At 63.8% G+C, this 13,263-nt stretch carries 11 protein-coding genes; 4 read left to right on the top strand and 7 right to left on the bottom strand.

Features of this window, described 5'->3' with window-relative positions:
- Positions 1–76: 76 nt before the first annotated feature.
- Entirely contained in the window at positions 77–2,617 is a 2,541-nt protein-coding gene (locus KDG50_11300; protein MCB1866009.1) for a diguanylate cyclase, read from the top strand.
- A 94-nt stretch (positions 2,618–2,711) separates the two neighbouring features.
- Positions 2,712–3,173, top strand: a complete 462-nt coding sequence (locus tag KDG50_11295; GenBank protein MCB1866008.1) for a DUF302 domain-containing protein — start codon at positions 2,712–2,714, stop codon at positions 3,171–3,173.
- A gap of 100 nt (positions 3,174–3,273) precedes the next feature.
- Here KDG50_11295 and KDG50_11290 read toward each other — a convergent pair whose 3' ends face one another.
- The 4 genes from KDG50_11290 to KDG50_11275 all read right to left on the bottom strand — a co-directional run bounded on the left by KDG50_11290 (position 3,274) and on the right by KDG50_11275 (position 7,364).
- Complete coding sequence (locus KDG50_11290; GenBank protein ID MCB1866007.1) at positions 3,274–4,371, bottom strand: DUF1513 domain-containing protein; 1,098 nt, start codon at positions 4,369–4,371, stop codon at positions 3,274–3,276.
- Complete coding sequence (locus tag KDG50_11285) at positions 4,361–5,434, bottom strand: imelysin family protein (protein ID MCB1866006.1); 1,074 nt, start codon at positions 5,432–5,434, stop codon at positions 4,361–4,363. The genes KDG50_11290 and KDG50_11285 overlap by 11 nt, the downstream gene beginning before the upstream one ends.
- Entirely contained in the window at positions 5,435–6,895 is a 1,461-nt protein-coding gene (locus KDG50_11280) for a hypothetical protein (GenBank protein MCB1866005.1), read from the bottom strand.
- A 262-nt stretch (positions 6,896–7,157) separates the two neighbouring features.
- Positions 7,158–7,364, bottom strand: a complete 207-nt coding sequence (locus KDG50_11275; protein MCB1866004.1) for a (2Fe-2S)-binding protein — start codon at positions 7,362–7,364, stop codon at positions 7,158–7,160.
- A 218-nt stretch (positions 7,365–7,582) separates the two neighbouring features.
- On the opposite strand from KDG50_11275, the gene bfr (KDG50_11270) reads away from it, so the two are divergent.
- Positions 7,583–8,047, top strand: coding sequence for a bacterioferritin (bfr, locus tag KDG50_11270; GenBank protein MCB1866003.1), 465 nt, complete (start codon positions 7,583–7,585; stop codon positions 8,045–8,047).
- A 12-nt stretch (positions 8,048–8,059) separates the two neighbouring features.
- Entirely contained in the window at positions 8,060–8,527 is a 468-nt protein-coding gene (bfr, locus tag KDG50_11265; protein ID MCB1866002.1) for a bacterioferritin, read from the top strand.
- 349 nt (positions 8,528–8,876) lie between these two features.
- Here bfr (KDG50_11265) and KDG50_11260 read toward each other — a convergent pair whose 3' ends face one another.
- From KDG50_11260 to rpoS, 3 genes are all read right to left on the bottom strand, one after another.
- Complete coding sequence (locus KDG50_11260; GenBank protein ID MCB1866001.1) at positions 8,877–10,136, bottom strand: hypothetical protein; 1,260 nt, start codon at positions 10,134–10,136, stop codon at positions 8,877–8,879.
- Between the two features lie 31 nt (positions 10,137–10,167).
- The gene (locus KDG50_11255) at positions 10,168–11,397 is read right to left on the bottom strand and encodes an LbtU family siderophore porin (protein MCB1866000.1); all 1,230 of its coding nucleotides are present in this window, start codon (positions 11,395–11,397) and stop codon (positions 10,168–10,170) included.
- A 760-nt stretch (positions 11,398–12,157) separates the two neighbouring features.
- A complete protein-coding gene (gene rpoS / locus KDG50_11250) occupies positions 12,158–13,195 on the bottom strand; it encodes an RNA polymerase sigma factor RpoS (protein MCB1865999.1) in 1,038 nt (345 codons plus the stop codon).
- Positions 13,196–13,263 lie beyond the last annotated feature (68 nt).

Raw genomic sequence — 13,263 nt, 5'->3', positions numbered from 1 at the left:
ACGGCGGCTGGACATCTGTCGCGGAACGCGCTATGCAGGACGACTGAGGCCGCAGCAACAACGGCGGAAAGGTTCGATGACAGAAACACAGGGACGAACATCAGGCGGCATTGCGTCTTGGCTTGAGTCGTCACACCCGCTGGTGTGGGCGCCGGCAGTGCTGGCGCTCGCGGTCGCGTATTACGGCCTCGCGCGTCTTGGCCTGCTCGCACAGGTGCATACCGGCGGACTATCGCCGCTATGGCCGTCGGCGGGACTGGGTTTTGCGCTGATCTGGTGTTTCGGTCTGCGGTTTGTTCCGGTGATCCTGATCGGCGAGTTCGCGATCGCCTGGTCACTCGGGCAGCCGGTGCTCGCCGGCGTCATCGGCGGCATGGCGCAGCTCGTCGAGGCCGGTTTGGCGACGGCACTGCTCACGCGCCTGAAGGCCGCCGTACCGTTCGAACATCCGCGCGACGTGCTGGCGTTCATCGTGGCCGGCGCGGCGATACCACCGGTTCTTTCGGCGCTGATCGGCGTGACGACACTGGTGGGCCTGGACCTGGTTGCGGCCCAGCGCTTCACCGCGGCCGCCGTGACCTGGTGGCTGGGCGATGCGATGGGCATCCTGATCGTCGCACCGCTGCTGGTCTATCTGCTCGGGCGTGATTCGCGTCGCTGCGCATCATGGGCACGGGTTGCCGTCGGCATCGCCGTGCTCGGTGCCGGCGCAGTCGTGATGTGGTCACTGCCGGACACCGTCGCCGAGCAGTTTTTCTTTCTGCTCACGCCACTACTGATCTTTGTCGCGCTCTATGGCGGCGTCGCCGGCGCGGCCCTTGCGGCCGTCGTGCTCGCCACGGTCGTGCTGGCGCATGACTACAGCGCCGGCAACACAGGACAGATCGAGGCAATCGTACGCATCTCGTTCATCGGCGTGACCGCAGCCGTCGGTTATCTGCTCGCGGTCGTCACGCGCGAACGCAGTGACGCACAGCGCGAGTTTGGCGATCTGCAACGCCGCGCACTGATCACGCTGCGCTCGCTTGGAGAGGCGGTGTTCGTCAGCGATGAACACGGGCGGCTGGCCTTCGTCAGCTCGGCGGCAGAAGCCCTGATCGGTCAGCCGCCTGAGCGCATCGTCGGGCAGCCGATCGGCAGTGTGCTGCATTTTCGCAGCGAGGTCGGCGTGGAGCGCTGGCTGGGTCTGCGCGAGCCGCAGCGGATCGAACACGCCCAGCTCATTCATCATCAGGGCCGGCACACGCCCGTCAGGATTCAGGCCACGCCGATTCTGGACGCGGACGGCAGCGGCCTTGGCGTGGTCGTGGTGCTGCACGACCGCAGCCGGGAACTCGCGCTGCTCGACCGACTTCGCTACCTCGCTTATCACGACACGCTGACCGGGCTGGCGAACCGCCGCGCGTTTCACGACCGGATGCGCGATCTGCGCGTGGACAAGGACAGTGGCATGCATGCGCTGCTGTACCTCGACCTCGATCAGTTCAAGTTCATCAATGACAGCATGGGTCACCGGGTCGGCGATCGGGTGCTGCGCGAGATCGCGCAGTCGGTGGCGACAATCGTCCCCGCCCAGGCGCTGTTCGCGCGCATGGGCGGGGACGAGTTCGCGATCCTGCTGCCAGCCGCACCGGAACACGACGCACTGTCGCTCGCGCAGCGGATTCGCGAGCGCGTGCGGGACTTCCGCTACGTCGAGGAAGGGCGCTCGATCGCCCTGGGCGTCAGCATCGGGATCGCGACCTTTGGCCCGGACGACTCCACGCAGGATGTCGTCGCGCGCGCGGACAACGCCTGCTACGAGGCAAAGTCGCTGAAGAGCACCGGAATTTGCGTCGCACGCGCCAGCGCCGAACACGGCTCGGGCACCTCCGGCGGACTACGCTGGGCAACCGAACTGCGGGCGGCGATCAGCGACCAGCGTCTGCGCACTTGGCTGGCGCCGGCGCGGCCGCTGTTCGATCCGAACGGACCGGACCTGTTCGATCTGACGCCTGGGCTGGTCTACGACGGCGGCGTGGCCAGCGCGGATCTGCTGCTCAGCGCCGCGGTGCGCTACGGTCTGCGCACCATGCTGGACAAGTGGCTGCTCGATCAGGCCTTCCGGCAACTTGCCGCTGGCACCGATCGCGAGCGCTCGTTCATTGTCGGCATCGGCGTGGACCTGTTCCTGCGCGATGAACTGCTCGACACCCTGGACGATCTGGAACGCCACCATGCGTTCGACCGGCGACGGCTGATCATCGGGCTGGCGGCGGTCGACCTCGAACGCGCGGGCAATCCGGACCGCGAACGGTTTGATCGCCTGCACGCGCGCGGCTATCGACTGCTGCTCGATTCGCCGGCGCCGAGCTGGCTGCGAATCGTTGGTGGCGATACCCATTGGCCGTTCGACTTCGTGCGGATCGAGTCGCAGTGGACCGAGTTGCTGACCGATCCCGCGACGCGCACCCAGGCGACGCACTGGCTGCGCGGGCTTTGCGCCGGACCGGGCCAGTGCATCGCCACGGGGGTGGAATCCAAGACGACCCTCGATCTGCTCGGTGGCCTTGGCGTGGGCTGGGCGCTGGGTGCCGCCGCCGGCAAACCGGTGGAGAGCAGGGCGAACGTCGCCTGACGCGGCGCGTGTTCGTGGGTTGTCGGCGGCAACGTGCTGGAGGTCGGTTGCGTCGAGCGTGAGATTTCGGTTTTGAATGCAGGAGTACCGAGAAATGCAACGGGTTCTAATCTTTCTGCTGGCCTTGTGTGCCGCAGCGACCAGCCAGGCGGACGGCGAACCGAATGGGCCCGCCCTGGTGTGGTCGAAGACCGCAAGCTTCGCCGAGACCAGGGACACCCTGAATCAGGCGATTGCCGCGCGCGGGCTGGTCGTGAGCTATGTCTCGCACGCCGCGACGATGCTCGACCGCACGGCCGAGGCGGTCGGTGCGACTCGGCGCATCTATGACGAAGCGGAGATCGTGCTGTTCTGCAAATCCGACCTGTCGTACCGGCTGGTCGAGTCGAATCCGCACAACATCGTGCTGTGTCCGTATTCCGTCGCGATCTATACGCTGACCACGGAACCCGGGCGGGTGTACCTGTCGATTCCAAGACCTTATGCAGGCGATCCGGTCGTGGAGCCGATCGCGGCGCTGCTCGCGGAGATCATTGAAGAGGTTGTTGCCTGGTGATGACGGGTCGATTCTTCAACGGCTTGTAGCCGTCGAAAGCGGCGTTAGCTCCGTGTGCCGCTCGAATCCCTGATTCAATCAGAGTTTCCCCGGCGGCCTGCTATGCCATGTGATTGTCCCAGCGCAGACCGACCGGTTTGCGAAGTTCCGAACTGGTCGCTCCGCCCACGGCGATATTCGCCTCTACTAAGGTGCCGGTTCCGGCGCTCACGATGAATTCGCCGTCGCTGTCGCCCGCGCACAGCCCGCAGGCGTCGGTCGCCTCGATCGCGTCCAGGCATTCACGCTGCGCGGCCGACCAGAACAGCACGCGGTTGCCACGCGGCGCGCTGACCGCGAGCCAGCGCCCGGAGCGGTCCGCGCACACGCCTCCGCAATAGTTCCTCAGACTTTGCGACATTCCGGGCGGAATCGGGCGCAGATCGAGCGCTTCCTCACCGGCATGAAAGGCGACCAGCGGCGGATGACGGTTCGCCGGACCCTCGTATTGCGCGACCACGGTGACCCGGTCGCCGGGCGTGACCGCAAGATGGCGCAGGCTCAGTTGATGCCACGGGGACGGTGGCCGCCATGCGCCGAGCAGGCTGCCGTCGTCGACCGCCAGATACGTCAGGCTCGGATCCATGCTGTCGAGATTCAGCTTGGTGCGCCCGGTTTCGGGATGCGTGCGGATCCCGCCATTGGCCACGACCAGTGTGCGGCCGTCGGCAAGCAAGGCGACTTCGTGCGGTCCGATGCCGTGGCTGGGAAACTCGCCGAGTCGCCGGAAGTCGTCCGTGGCGTCGTAGATGCCGATTACGCCATCGCCGGTCTCGTAGGCATTTTCGCTGGCAAACAGATGGCGCCCGGGCGGATCGAAAACACCATGCCCGTAAAAGTGTCGGCCCGGCGGGGATTCGATCGTGCGGACCACCGCACGCGTCCGGAGGTCGACCACACTCATGAAAGTGCCGGGTCGCCGTGAAAAAACGACAACTTCATCACCGCCAGGACGTACGCCGAAGCCATGTCCACGCGCCGGCAGCGCGATGATGATCCCCGGTTCGCCCGAGCTTTCGATGGCAACAAACCAGTGTTGTTCGGCCCGGTCGGTGCCGCAGGCGAATCGATACGATCCGGCGCCGCCGAACGCGCTCAGCGGTCCAACCAGAAAACTCCCCAGGCCGGCGCCGAGCAGGGAACGCCGACTAATCGCCATCGCGGGCGTTGAATCCCATGGCAAGATCGAGTGCGGTCGCAATCGGACCCGCGACCAGCTCACGCATCGCGCCCAGGGCGCCTCGCGCGTCGTCGAGGTAAACGCGCTGACCGGCGTCAGACACGGCCTTGAACAGCGGCATTTCGACGGCGCGAAGCCGCGATGAGGCGCGCTCGATCTCCAGCTCCATGCGCCCGTTCAACGCCGCGTCCAGATGCGGGGCGAAGCGCGCCCGGTACAGCTCGGCAACGGCGTCGAGATTCAGGATCAGGTCGCGAGCCGAGCGTTGGCTGCGCCAGGATTCAGTCCGTTTCGGTGCGGCCGATTCGATCGATTCGCCGAGCGGCTTGCCAAGTTTGTCCTCGATCATGAACAGCAGGGCCGTATTCAGGCTGCCGAGCAGTTTTCCGCTGACATCCCGGCCATCGGCGTAGAAGCGGTTGCCCTTCGCCGCAGCGGCGACGAGGCCGCGATGGCTGTCCTCGCCGGAGGTCCACTCCACCACGATTTCGCTGGCCATCCCGTGCAGATTGGCCGTAATGGCGTTCAGCACCCGGCAGCGATAGCGTCCGGCCTCATCGGGGCCGAACTCCGAAAGTACTTCGTCACCCGGGTACAGCAGGCGTTCCAGCGCCGGGAAGCCCTGCACCGCGACACTTGCGCGGGCGAAGCGCTCGGTCTGCAATGCGGCCTCATCGCGCGTGGCCAGCAGAGCCAGGAGATGCCGGCTGAGCACATTTTTTCGGTCGGGCCACATTTCGAAACGGTACCGGCGCGTGTACAGCTCGACGGGGCCGATGCGAACGTGCTGGATCGACTGCCAGGCGTCGGCGGCGGCGTGGTAGTCGGCGCGCAGGGCCTGCAGTTCTGCTTCGTTCGTGGCTGCACAGAAACGTCCCGAGCGCTCGGCCAACCGTGCGGTCGCCCCGGCAAGCCGTTGATAACCCGGGACGATGTGCCGGTCGACCAGCGCAAGGTCGGGACTCAGCGTGCTGTTCGGTCTGGCCGCCGGCGCCAGTGCCAGCAGCGCGAGGGTGATGATCACGCGCGTCGTCGCGTTCATCTACAGGGACTCCACGAATCGCAGCAGGCGACCACGCTCGAGTTCAGACATGCGCAGTACCGCATCACGCTGCTTTTCGGCTTCGCCGCCGTGCCAGAGAATGGCCTCAAGCAGGTTTCGTGCGCGTCCGTCGTGCAGGTAGTAGCTGTGACCGTTGACCACCGGCGTGAGTCCGATTCCCCATAGCGGCGCGGTACGCCATTCGCGGCCGCTCGCCTCGCCCTCGGGCCGGTGGTCGGCCAGACCCTCGCCCATGTCGTGCAGCAGCAGATCCGTGTACGGCCAGATCAGCTGGCTGGACTGCTCGGGCCGGTCGGGCAATGCGGCGGTCTTGAACTGCGGATGATGACAGCCGGTGCAGCCGGTCTCGTAGAACAGCCGCTTGCCGGCGAGGACTTCGGGATCGTCGACATCGCGGCGGCCCGGTACCGCGAGGTTGCGGGAGTAGAAGCCGACCAGATCGGTAATGGTCGAGTCCGCTTCCAGCCCGTGATATTGCTCGCTGTTGCCATTGGGTGCGTCCTGACATGCAGTCTGTCGCGCGGTGCATTCCCCCGCGCCGGCCGGATGCAGCGGCACGGAGATTCCGATATCGCCGGCGAACGCGCCCTGGGACTGTTCGTCGACGCTGGGTTCGCCGGCCTTCCAGCCGAAGCGGCCAAGCATCACGCGTTGCTCGGCAAGGCTCCAGACGCGGTTTGCGCGCCCGGAGATGCCGTCGTCGTTGGTGTCGTCCGGGTCGGCGAGCGCAAGAATCGCTTCGGCCGGAATGGCCTCAAGCAGCCCCAGACCGACCATCTGCGGCGCGATGCGTGGCGAAAGCATCACCTGCGGGTCGAGCGGGCCGTAGGCCGGGTCCGCCACCGAGTAGGCCGGTTTGCGCAATTCAGCCACGCTCCCGTCGGCGAATTGCAGCGTTTCCGTTGAGTATTCGATCTGCATGCGGCCTTCGGCGGCATGCCCGGCAATCGCAAAATCCTGCAACTGCGCGCCATAGGTCGGTTCGGGAATGAATTTCGCCTGATGTTCGGCCAAGCGCTGCCGTTGTTCGTCATTGCGCGGTGGCACGCTCAGACGCAGAAACATCGAAACGGCATTGTCGTCCACGCCTTCCGGCGGATGGCCGCGGCCGTCCTTCAGGTGACAGCGCTGGCAGGAGCGGGCGTTGTAGATCGGACCGAGCCCGTCCGCGGCCTGGGTCGACGACGGCGCGCTGACCCACAGCCGCTTGAAGAACCCGTTGCCGATCTTGAAGTCGAGCTCGCGTTCGAAGCTCATGTTCGCCGAGGCGTGCGAGAACGCATCCTTGTTCAGCTGCTTGGCATGCGTCGTGTCGCCGCCCGGCCGTGCCTCGCCTGGTTCGGCGCGGGTGAAATCCGTCGTCGACAGCCCCGGCGGACTGAGCAGGATCACGATCAGTCCGAGCGCCGTCGCCGTTGCAGTGGGTTTGAAGAGATTCATCTTTGAGCGGACCAGAACGTTGGGCGGGCGGAGTCCGGAGCCGGTCGAATCCGGCGCAATCAGAAGCGAGAACGCGCGAGGCAGCTAGTTCCGAAGCGTGGTCCGGGCGAACAGCTCGCGGAGATTGCGGGAACGTCGCGCGCGGCGGCTCTCAAGCGCCGCATTGGACCGGCGCAGGAACCAGTGCAATACCCGGGGGTGTCGCTGGAGCCAGGCGAGCACGGATCTGTTGACCGAGCCGGTGATCTCGAGTCCGCGGGGCTCAGGCACTGGCCAGCATTGCGGCGCCCGTTATCGACCATTGTGCCTGCAGTTCCTCGTTCAGGATATTGCAGGCGCACTCGGCGCAACGCCCGCAGTTTTTGGCGATCTCGAGCTGGGCGCACAGGCTCGACATCGAGACAGCGCCCTGGCTGACGGCGCGTCGGATGTCCCGGTCGGTAATCCGATTGCAAATGCACACATACATGGTGGGCCAGCCTTCGGCAGACACGTTGGGGAGGCATCGTATACGAGATACGAACGATTCGCAATAGCTGTTACGTTGACCCAGGTCAACGTCGCCAACAAAAAAGGGGGCGGCACATCTGCAATAATTTGGTTGCGAACACACTTTTGGGCCCAGCCACTCCGCCTGTTTCGGATCGCCAGCCCCGGTGCACTTTCCGATTCATCGCGAGGTGGAAAATGAAATCCGATCCGCAAGTGGTCTCGGCGCTCAACTTGGCGCTGAAAAATCAGCTCACGGCCATCAATCAGTACTTTCTGCATGCCCGCATGCTGAAGAACTGGGGGCTGGAGAAGCTCAACGAGGCCGAATACAAACACTCGATCCGGGCCATGAAGGCCGCCGACGATCTGATCGAACGGGTGCTGTTTCTCGAAGGCCTGCCCAACCTCCAGGACTTGGGCAAGCTCCTGATCGGCGAGAACGCGGCGGAAATCCTGTCCGCCGATCTCAAGCTCGGCACCGATCTGCGACGGCAGCTCGTCGACGCCGTCGGCCTCAGCGAAGGCGCTTCCGACTACGTCAGCCGCGATTTGCTGGAAGACCTACTGGAACACACCGAAGAGCAGATCGACTGGCTCGAATCCCAGCTCTGGCTGATCGAACACAGCGGCATCGAAAATTACCTGCAAGCGCAGATCTAGAGGGGCGCAACCATGAAAGGCAACAACAAGGTTCTGAAACAGCTACAGAAGCTCCTCACCGGTGAACTGGCGGCGCGCGACCAGTACTTTACGCATGCGCGCATGTACGACGATTGGGGGCTCACAAAGCTCAGCGAGCACACGATCCACGAGATGGAAGAGGAAACTCAGCATGCCGACCGGCTGATCCAGCGGATCCTGTTTCTTGAGGGGAAACCGGACCTCGCCGAACCCCGCGCCCTGAACGTCGGCAAGGATGTGGAAGAAATGCTGCGCAACGATCTGGCGGTCGAGTGTCAGGTCGTCGCCGAACTGCGGCATGCCATCAAGGTCTGCGAACAGGAGCACGACTACCAGAGTCGCGAAGTCCTCGAAAAGCTCCTCGACGACACCGAGGAAGATCACACCTACTGGCTGGAGAAGCAGCTCGGCCTGATCGAAAAGATCGGGCTGAAAAACTACTTGCAGTCCCAGATGTAGTCATGGACCGGGGTCGCCCCGGCATTTTGCTTGGCAGGCTGTCGAAAATCTCGTTTCAACAGGCTGATATCGCGAGACAGGGATGTCTCGCCCGAAACCCGGACACGCAAGTGGCTGATGTTCGTGAGCGACCGAAAACCGCGCTCTTCGGTTGCGATGTTGAACAGGCCATGGATGGGCCTTTTTCAACAACCTGCTACGGAAGCCCTGATCAATCCGTCGAAGGATTGCCAGAGCAGCGAAAACGAAAAAAGTGCGATTTTCCTTTTTCTCTCATTTTCAACGGCTTACATCCGTTGAAAATGGCGGCACGTCCATGTGCCGCGGGCGATCCTGATGCAATCAGGCCTTATTTGACGGTATCCGGCGCATCGAGGCTGTCGGAACCCTCGAACGCGATCGCATCCAGTCCGAGGACGGAAACCGCGCGTTCGATGGCCTTGGTCTGCGCGAGCAGGGCGTCGATGGCATCGCGAACCTTGGCATTCCCGGCCAGGTTTTCGGCGCCGATCAGCTGATCGTAGGCGACCCCGTCGCGCTCGGCGCTGTCGACCAGGATCTGCATGCGCGCCTGTGTCGCCTCCAGCCGCGCGCGCAGATCGGCATCGATCTTTGCGTCCCGTGCGGCAACCAGATCGGCAACCGCCGGGCCGGCAAGGGTCGAACCGTCGGCACGCACGTAGCGCCCCGTGTAGACGTTGCGGATACCAAGCGCGTCGTAGAAGTGTGACCAGTGTGTGTTGTCGCTGAAGCAGTCATGTTCCTCTTCGGGGTCGTGCAGCATGAGCCCGAGCTTCATGCGTTCGCCGGCGAGTTCACCGTACGAGAGACTGCCCATCCCCTTGAAGATCGTCGCGAGCCCCTGGTCGGCGCCCGCACCCAGCAGGGAGTCACGCGCCGGACCGCCCTGTGACCACTGCGCAACGATCCATTCGAGATCACTGACCAGCAGACTCGTGGCGGCACGCAGGTAGGCGGCACGACGTTCGCAGTGACCGCCCGTGCACCGCTTCGGGTCGAAATCGGTCTCCGGCCGGTTTCCCGCGCCGGACCCGGTGCCGTTCAGGTCCTGCCCCCAGAGCAGGAATTCGATCGCGTGGTAGCCGGTCGCCACGTTGGCCTCGATCTCGTCCACCTCGTGCAGAGTGTCGGAGATCAGCTCCGGGGTGATCTCGCGCGCGTCGATTGTCCGCCCCGAGAGCACCAGCCGCGGATTGGCGATGACGTTGGCCCGGTAATAGGGGTTTTCATCGGATTCCTCGCCATACGCAGTTGCCACATAGTCGATCAATCCCTCGTCGAGCGGCCACGCGTTGACCTTGCCTTCCCAGTCGTCAACGATGGCATTGCCGAAGCGAAAGGCCTCGGTCTGCTGGTAGGGCACACGTGCCGCCTTCCAGGCCTCGCGTGCGGACTGTAGATTCGCCGTGCTTGGCTCGGCCACCAGGCGTTCGACCGCCACCCGCAGACCGTGTGCCCCGATCAGCGAGTCGTCGTACATCGCATGCGCGAGATCGGCGTAGTGATTCAGCACGGCACGTGCGTCTATCGCGGCGACGGCAGGTCCGGACACGGCCAGCGCGCCGGCGAGAAGCAGGACTCGTTTCATGGTCTGTTTCCTTCGTTTCGATGCAGTGCAATCAGAACTCGACCGCGAGCTGCGCGGTCAGGGTGTTCGCGGATTCGCCGGTGCCGCCGTCGCCGGTGTCGTAGTCCGTGTCATGCGCCCACTCGAACGACAGCGTCGTACCGTCGTAGACCCCGACCGAAACCGCCGTAAGCAGACGCTGGCGCGGCAGTTCCAGTGCCAGCGCCTCGCGCGTGCCCTGATAACCGACCGCCACCGTCGCCTCCCGACCCATCAGCTCAAAACCATAACCGGCCTCGATGTTCCAGGCCGACGGCCTGGCGCCGCCCGCCTTCCACGGAACGGCCGCAGCCTCGAAGGATTCACTGGCGGTCAGATATTCGCCGATCACCGTAAACGCGCCGAACTGCGCTGCGGCACTCGCGGTCCAGGCGCCGACCCGATCCGTGTCGTTGCTGCCGAGGTAATCGGCGATCACGCCCTGCAGGCTGTCCGAATCACCGAGATCACTGATGTAACCGAGTCCAAGGCTGTAACCGACGTCATCATCTCCCTGGGAGAATCCGCCGCTCACGCCCCAGCTGGCAATGCGGTTGCGCCCGTTGTGTTCGTTGTCGCCGTTGAACAGGTACAACGCCGCGTTGAATGGCCCCGAGACCGTGCCGCCCTGCACAGCCGTCTCACGGGTTTCACCGAGCTCGAGTGTCAGGGGGTCGGACAGCAGCTTGGTTTCATAGACGCCGAATGGCACGTAGATCTGTCCGGCGGTGACTGACCATGGACCTTCCTCGCTGTTGCCAAGCGTCACCCATGCGGTGTCGACCTCGAGCGGGGTATCGCCTTCCTCATAGAGCAGGCTGCCACCGGCCGACACCAGGTCGGTGATCTTCGCGGCGACCGCCAGTTCAAACGTCGCCAGGGTCAGATCGGATTCCCGGTCTCCGGTATAGGGGGAGGTGGTTCCGGCCTCGACTTCGACCACGCCGGAAATCGCAACGCGTTCATACCATGCGCTGCCGTCGGCGCGTTCAGGCTCCGGTTGGGCAACGCGCGCCTCGATGGCGTCGGTTCGCGCGGTGGCCTTCTCGATGGTCGCGCGCTGCTCGGCAATGATGGCCTGTTGCGCGCGGATGGTTTCATCCTGCTGTTTCAGCCGGTTCTGCATGTGCGCCAGATGCGCCTCGATCCGTGCCATGCGCGCCTCGATAAGCTCGGAAGCCGAAATCGGCCCCGAGGCAGCCAGTACCACGGCGCACGCCGCCGCAGAGTATCCGAGTCTCATATTTTTCAATCTCGTCTGCCAAAGGAATGCGGGCCCCCGAGGCTTGCGAAACTGATTCGCGTGCCCAAGGCGGCCCATTTGCTGGCTGGCGAGAAGCTGGCTGGCGAAGGGTGGACTAATCGTCCGTGAAGCGAATACTAACGATTCGCATTACTTTACGCAAGCAGAAATGTTTGCGCCGGCAAGGAGCCGGATGGTGGCTTTGATCGCAGTTTGACTGGGTGGGTGGAACGCCTCGCCGTTGTACAGGCGAAGCCACGTCATTCAAGCGTTGGTGTCTTGTTCCAGCGGCTGCGCCGGGTCAGCCCACTTGAGGTGGCACTAGCGGGGCTCTCCTGCGGCCCGTGTGGTTTCGCTACCCGTATTCGATAGATCGGTAACCCTATTGGATCGCCATGAGCTCTGAACGACTCAGATCTTCACATGACAAGGAAAGTGCTGCCATTTTCAACAGGTGTAAGACGTAAAAAATTAAAGAAAACGAAAAATCGCACTTTTTCGTTTTCGACGCTCGGGCAACCCGGGATGGATGGATCAGAGCTTCCCTAGCGGTTGAAAATTCAATCGGAGAAAAAAGGATTCGATTTGGCCGCAAAGCGGCGAGGCGCTTTGCGGGTTGTTCAAAAAGGCCCATCCATGGCCTTTTCGACGTGACAAGCGAACAGCTTGGCTTTCGGTTGCCTATGCAAGCCCGACCACCTGCGTGGTGACGATTGGGAGGGATTGCCTGTCTCGTGTTGTCGGGCGGTAGAACGCCGGATCAACGGAACAGGGCGTCGCCGGAGTACCCCTCGCGTTCGAGGATGCGCCGCAGGCGCTTGAGTGCGTCCATCTGGATCTGGCGTACACGCTCGCGGGTCACGCCGAGTTCCGAGGCCACGCTTTCGAGCGTGGCGTTGTCATGCCCACCCAGGCCAAATCGGCGTTCAACCACGGCGCGCTGCTTTTCGGACAACTGCCCCAGCCAGTGGTCCAGGTTGGCATGCAGGTGCATGTCCTGGACCTCGTCCTCCGGATCGACCGACGAGGTGTCGGCGATTGAATCCAGCAGCGGCTTGTCGGAATCCTTCGAGTACGGCGAGTCGACCGAGGCGATTGGTTCGGTCAGGCCGATCATCCGCTTGACGTCCTCGATCGGCTTGTCCAGCAGGATGGCGACATCCTCGCTGGTCGGTTCGCGGTCGCTGGTCTGCGACAGCTGACGAACCGCGCGCAGGTAGATGTTGATCTCCTTGACGATATGGATCGGCAGCCGGATCGTACGCGTCTGGTTCATCAGTCCACGCTCGATCGTCTGACGAATCCACCAGGTCGCGTAGGTCGAAAAGCGAAAACCGCGTTCGGGATCGAATTTCTCGACCGCGCGGATCAGACCCAGGTTGCCTTCCTCGATGAGGTCCAGCAGCGGCAACCCGCGATTGACATAGCGCCGCGCGATCTTCACGACCAGCCGCAGATTGCACTCGATCATGCGCTTGCGCGCGGCCTCTTCGCCGCGCTGCGCCTTGCGTGCGTAGTAGCGCTCTTCTTCGGGCGTCAGAAGCTCGGAATGGCCGATCTCGGCGAGATACAGGCGGGTGGCATCGAGCTGGGAGGAGGGGATTGTGCCGGCTTCATAGACGACGGGTTCCGCGTCGTCATCGTCATCGTCGTCGTCGTTGCTGCTGTCTTCCTGGGCGTCGGCCTTGGAATCGGCGTCTTCGTCATCGGCCGCGTCGGCAGCCTCGAATTCTTCGTGAAAGTCGGAATCTTCGTGATCGGGCGAATCGTCTTCGACGATGCGGTCGCTCGCACGCATTGCACGGTCTCCGTTCGGTGGCTTTTCGCTCGTGGTCGCCTGTCGACGCCGCGTGTTTATGCGAGCAC

The sequence above is a fragment of the Chromatiales bacterium genome (assembly GCA_020445605.1).
Lineage (GTDB): Bacteria > Pseudomonadota > Gammaproteobacteria > JAGRGH01 > JAGRGH01 > JAGRGH01.
Note: the sequence above shows the minus strand (reverse complement) of the source record. Positions and strands in the feature narration are given on the sequence as shown.

Excerpts from the sequence above, each read along its gene's own strand:
- rpoS (MCB1865999.1), bottom strand. The coding sequence starts at position 13,195 with ATGCGTGCGAGCGACCGCATCGTCGAAGACGATTCGCCCGATCACGAA.
- bfr (MCB1866002.1), top strand. The coding sequence starts at position 8,060 with ATGAAAGGCAACAACAAGGTTCTGAAACAGCTACAGAAGCTCCTCACC.
- KDG50_11295 (MCB1866008.1), top strand. The coding sequence starts at position 2,712 with ATGCAACGGGTTCTAATCTTTCTGCTGGCCTTGTGTGCCGCAGCGACC.
- KDG50_11285 (MCB1866006.1), bottom strand. The coding sequence starts at position 5,434 with ATGAACGCGACGACGCGCGTGATCATCACCCTCGCGCTGCTGGCACTG.
- KDG50_11255 (MCB1866000.1), bottom strand. The coding sequence starts at position 11,397 with ATGAGACTCGGATACTCTGCGGCGGCGTGCGCCGTGGTACTGGCTGCC.
- KDG50_11290 (MCB1866007.1), bottom strand. The coding sequence starts at position 4,371 with ATGGCGATTAGTCGGCGTTCCCTGCTCGGCGCCGGCCTGGGGAGTTTT.
- KDG50_11280 (MCB1866005.1), bottom strand. The coding sequence starts at position 6,895 with ATGAATCTCTTCAAACCCACTGCAACGGCGACGGCGCTCGGACTGATC.
- bfr (MCB1866003.1), top strand. The coding sequence starts at position 7,583 with ATGAAATCCGATCCGCAAGTGGTCTCGGCGCTCAACTTGGCGCTGAAA.
- KDG50_11300 (MCB1866009.1), top strand. The coding sequence starts at position 77 with ATGACAGAAACACAGGGACGAACATCAGGCGGCATTGCGTCTTGGCTT.
- KDG50_11260 (MCB1866001.1), bottom strand. The coding sequence starts at position 10,136 with ATGAAACGAGTCCTGCTTCTCGCCGGCGCGCTGGCCGTGTCCGGACCT.
- KDG50_11275 (MCB1866004.1), bottom strand. The coding sequence starts at position 7,364 with ATGTATGTGTGCATTTGCAATCGGATTACCGACCGGGACATCCGACGC.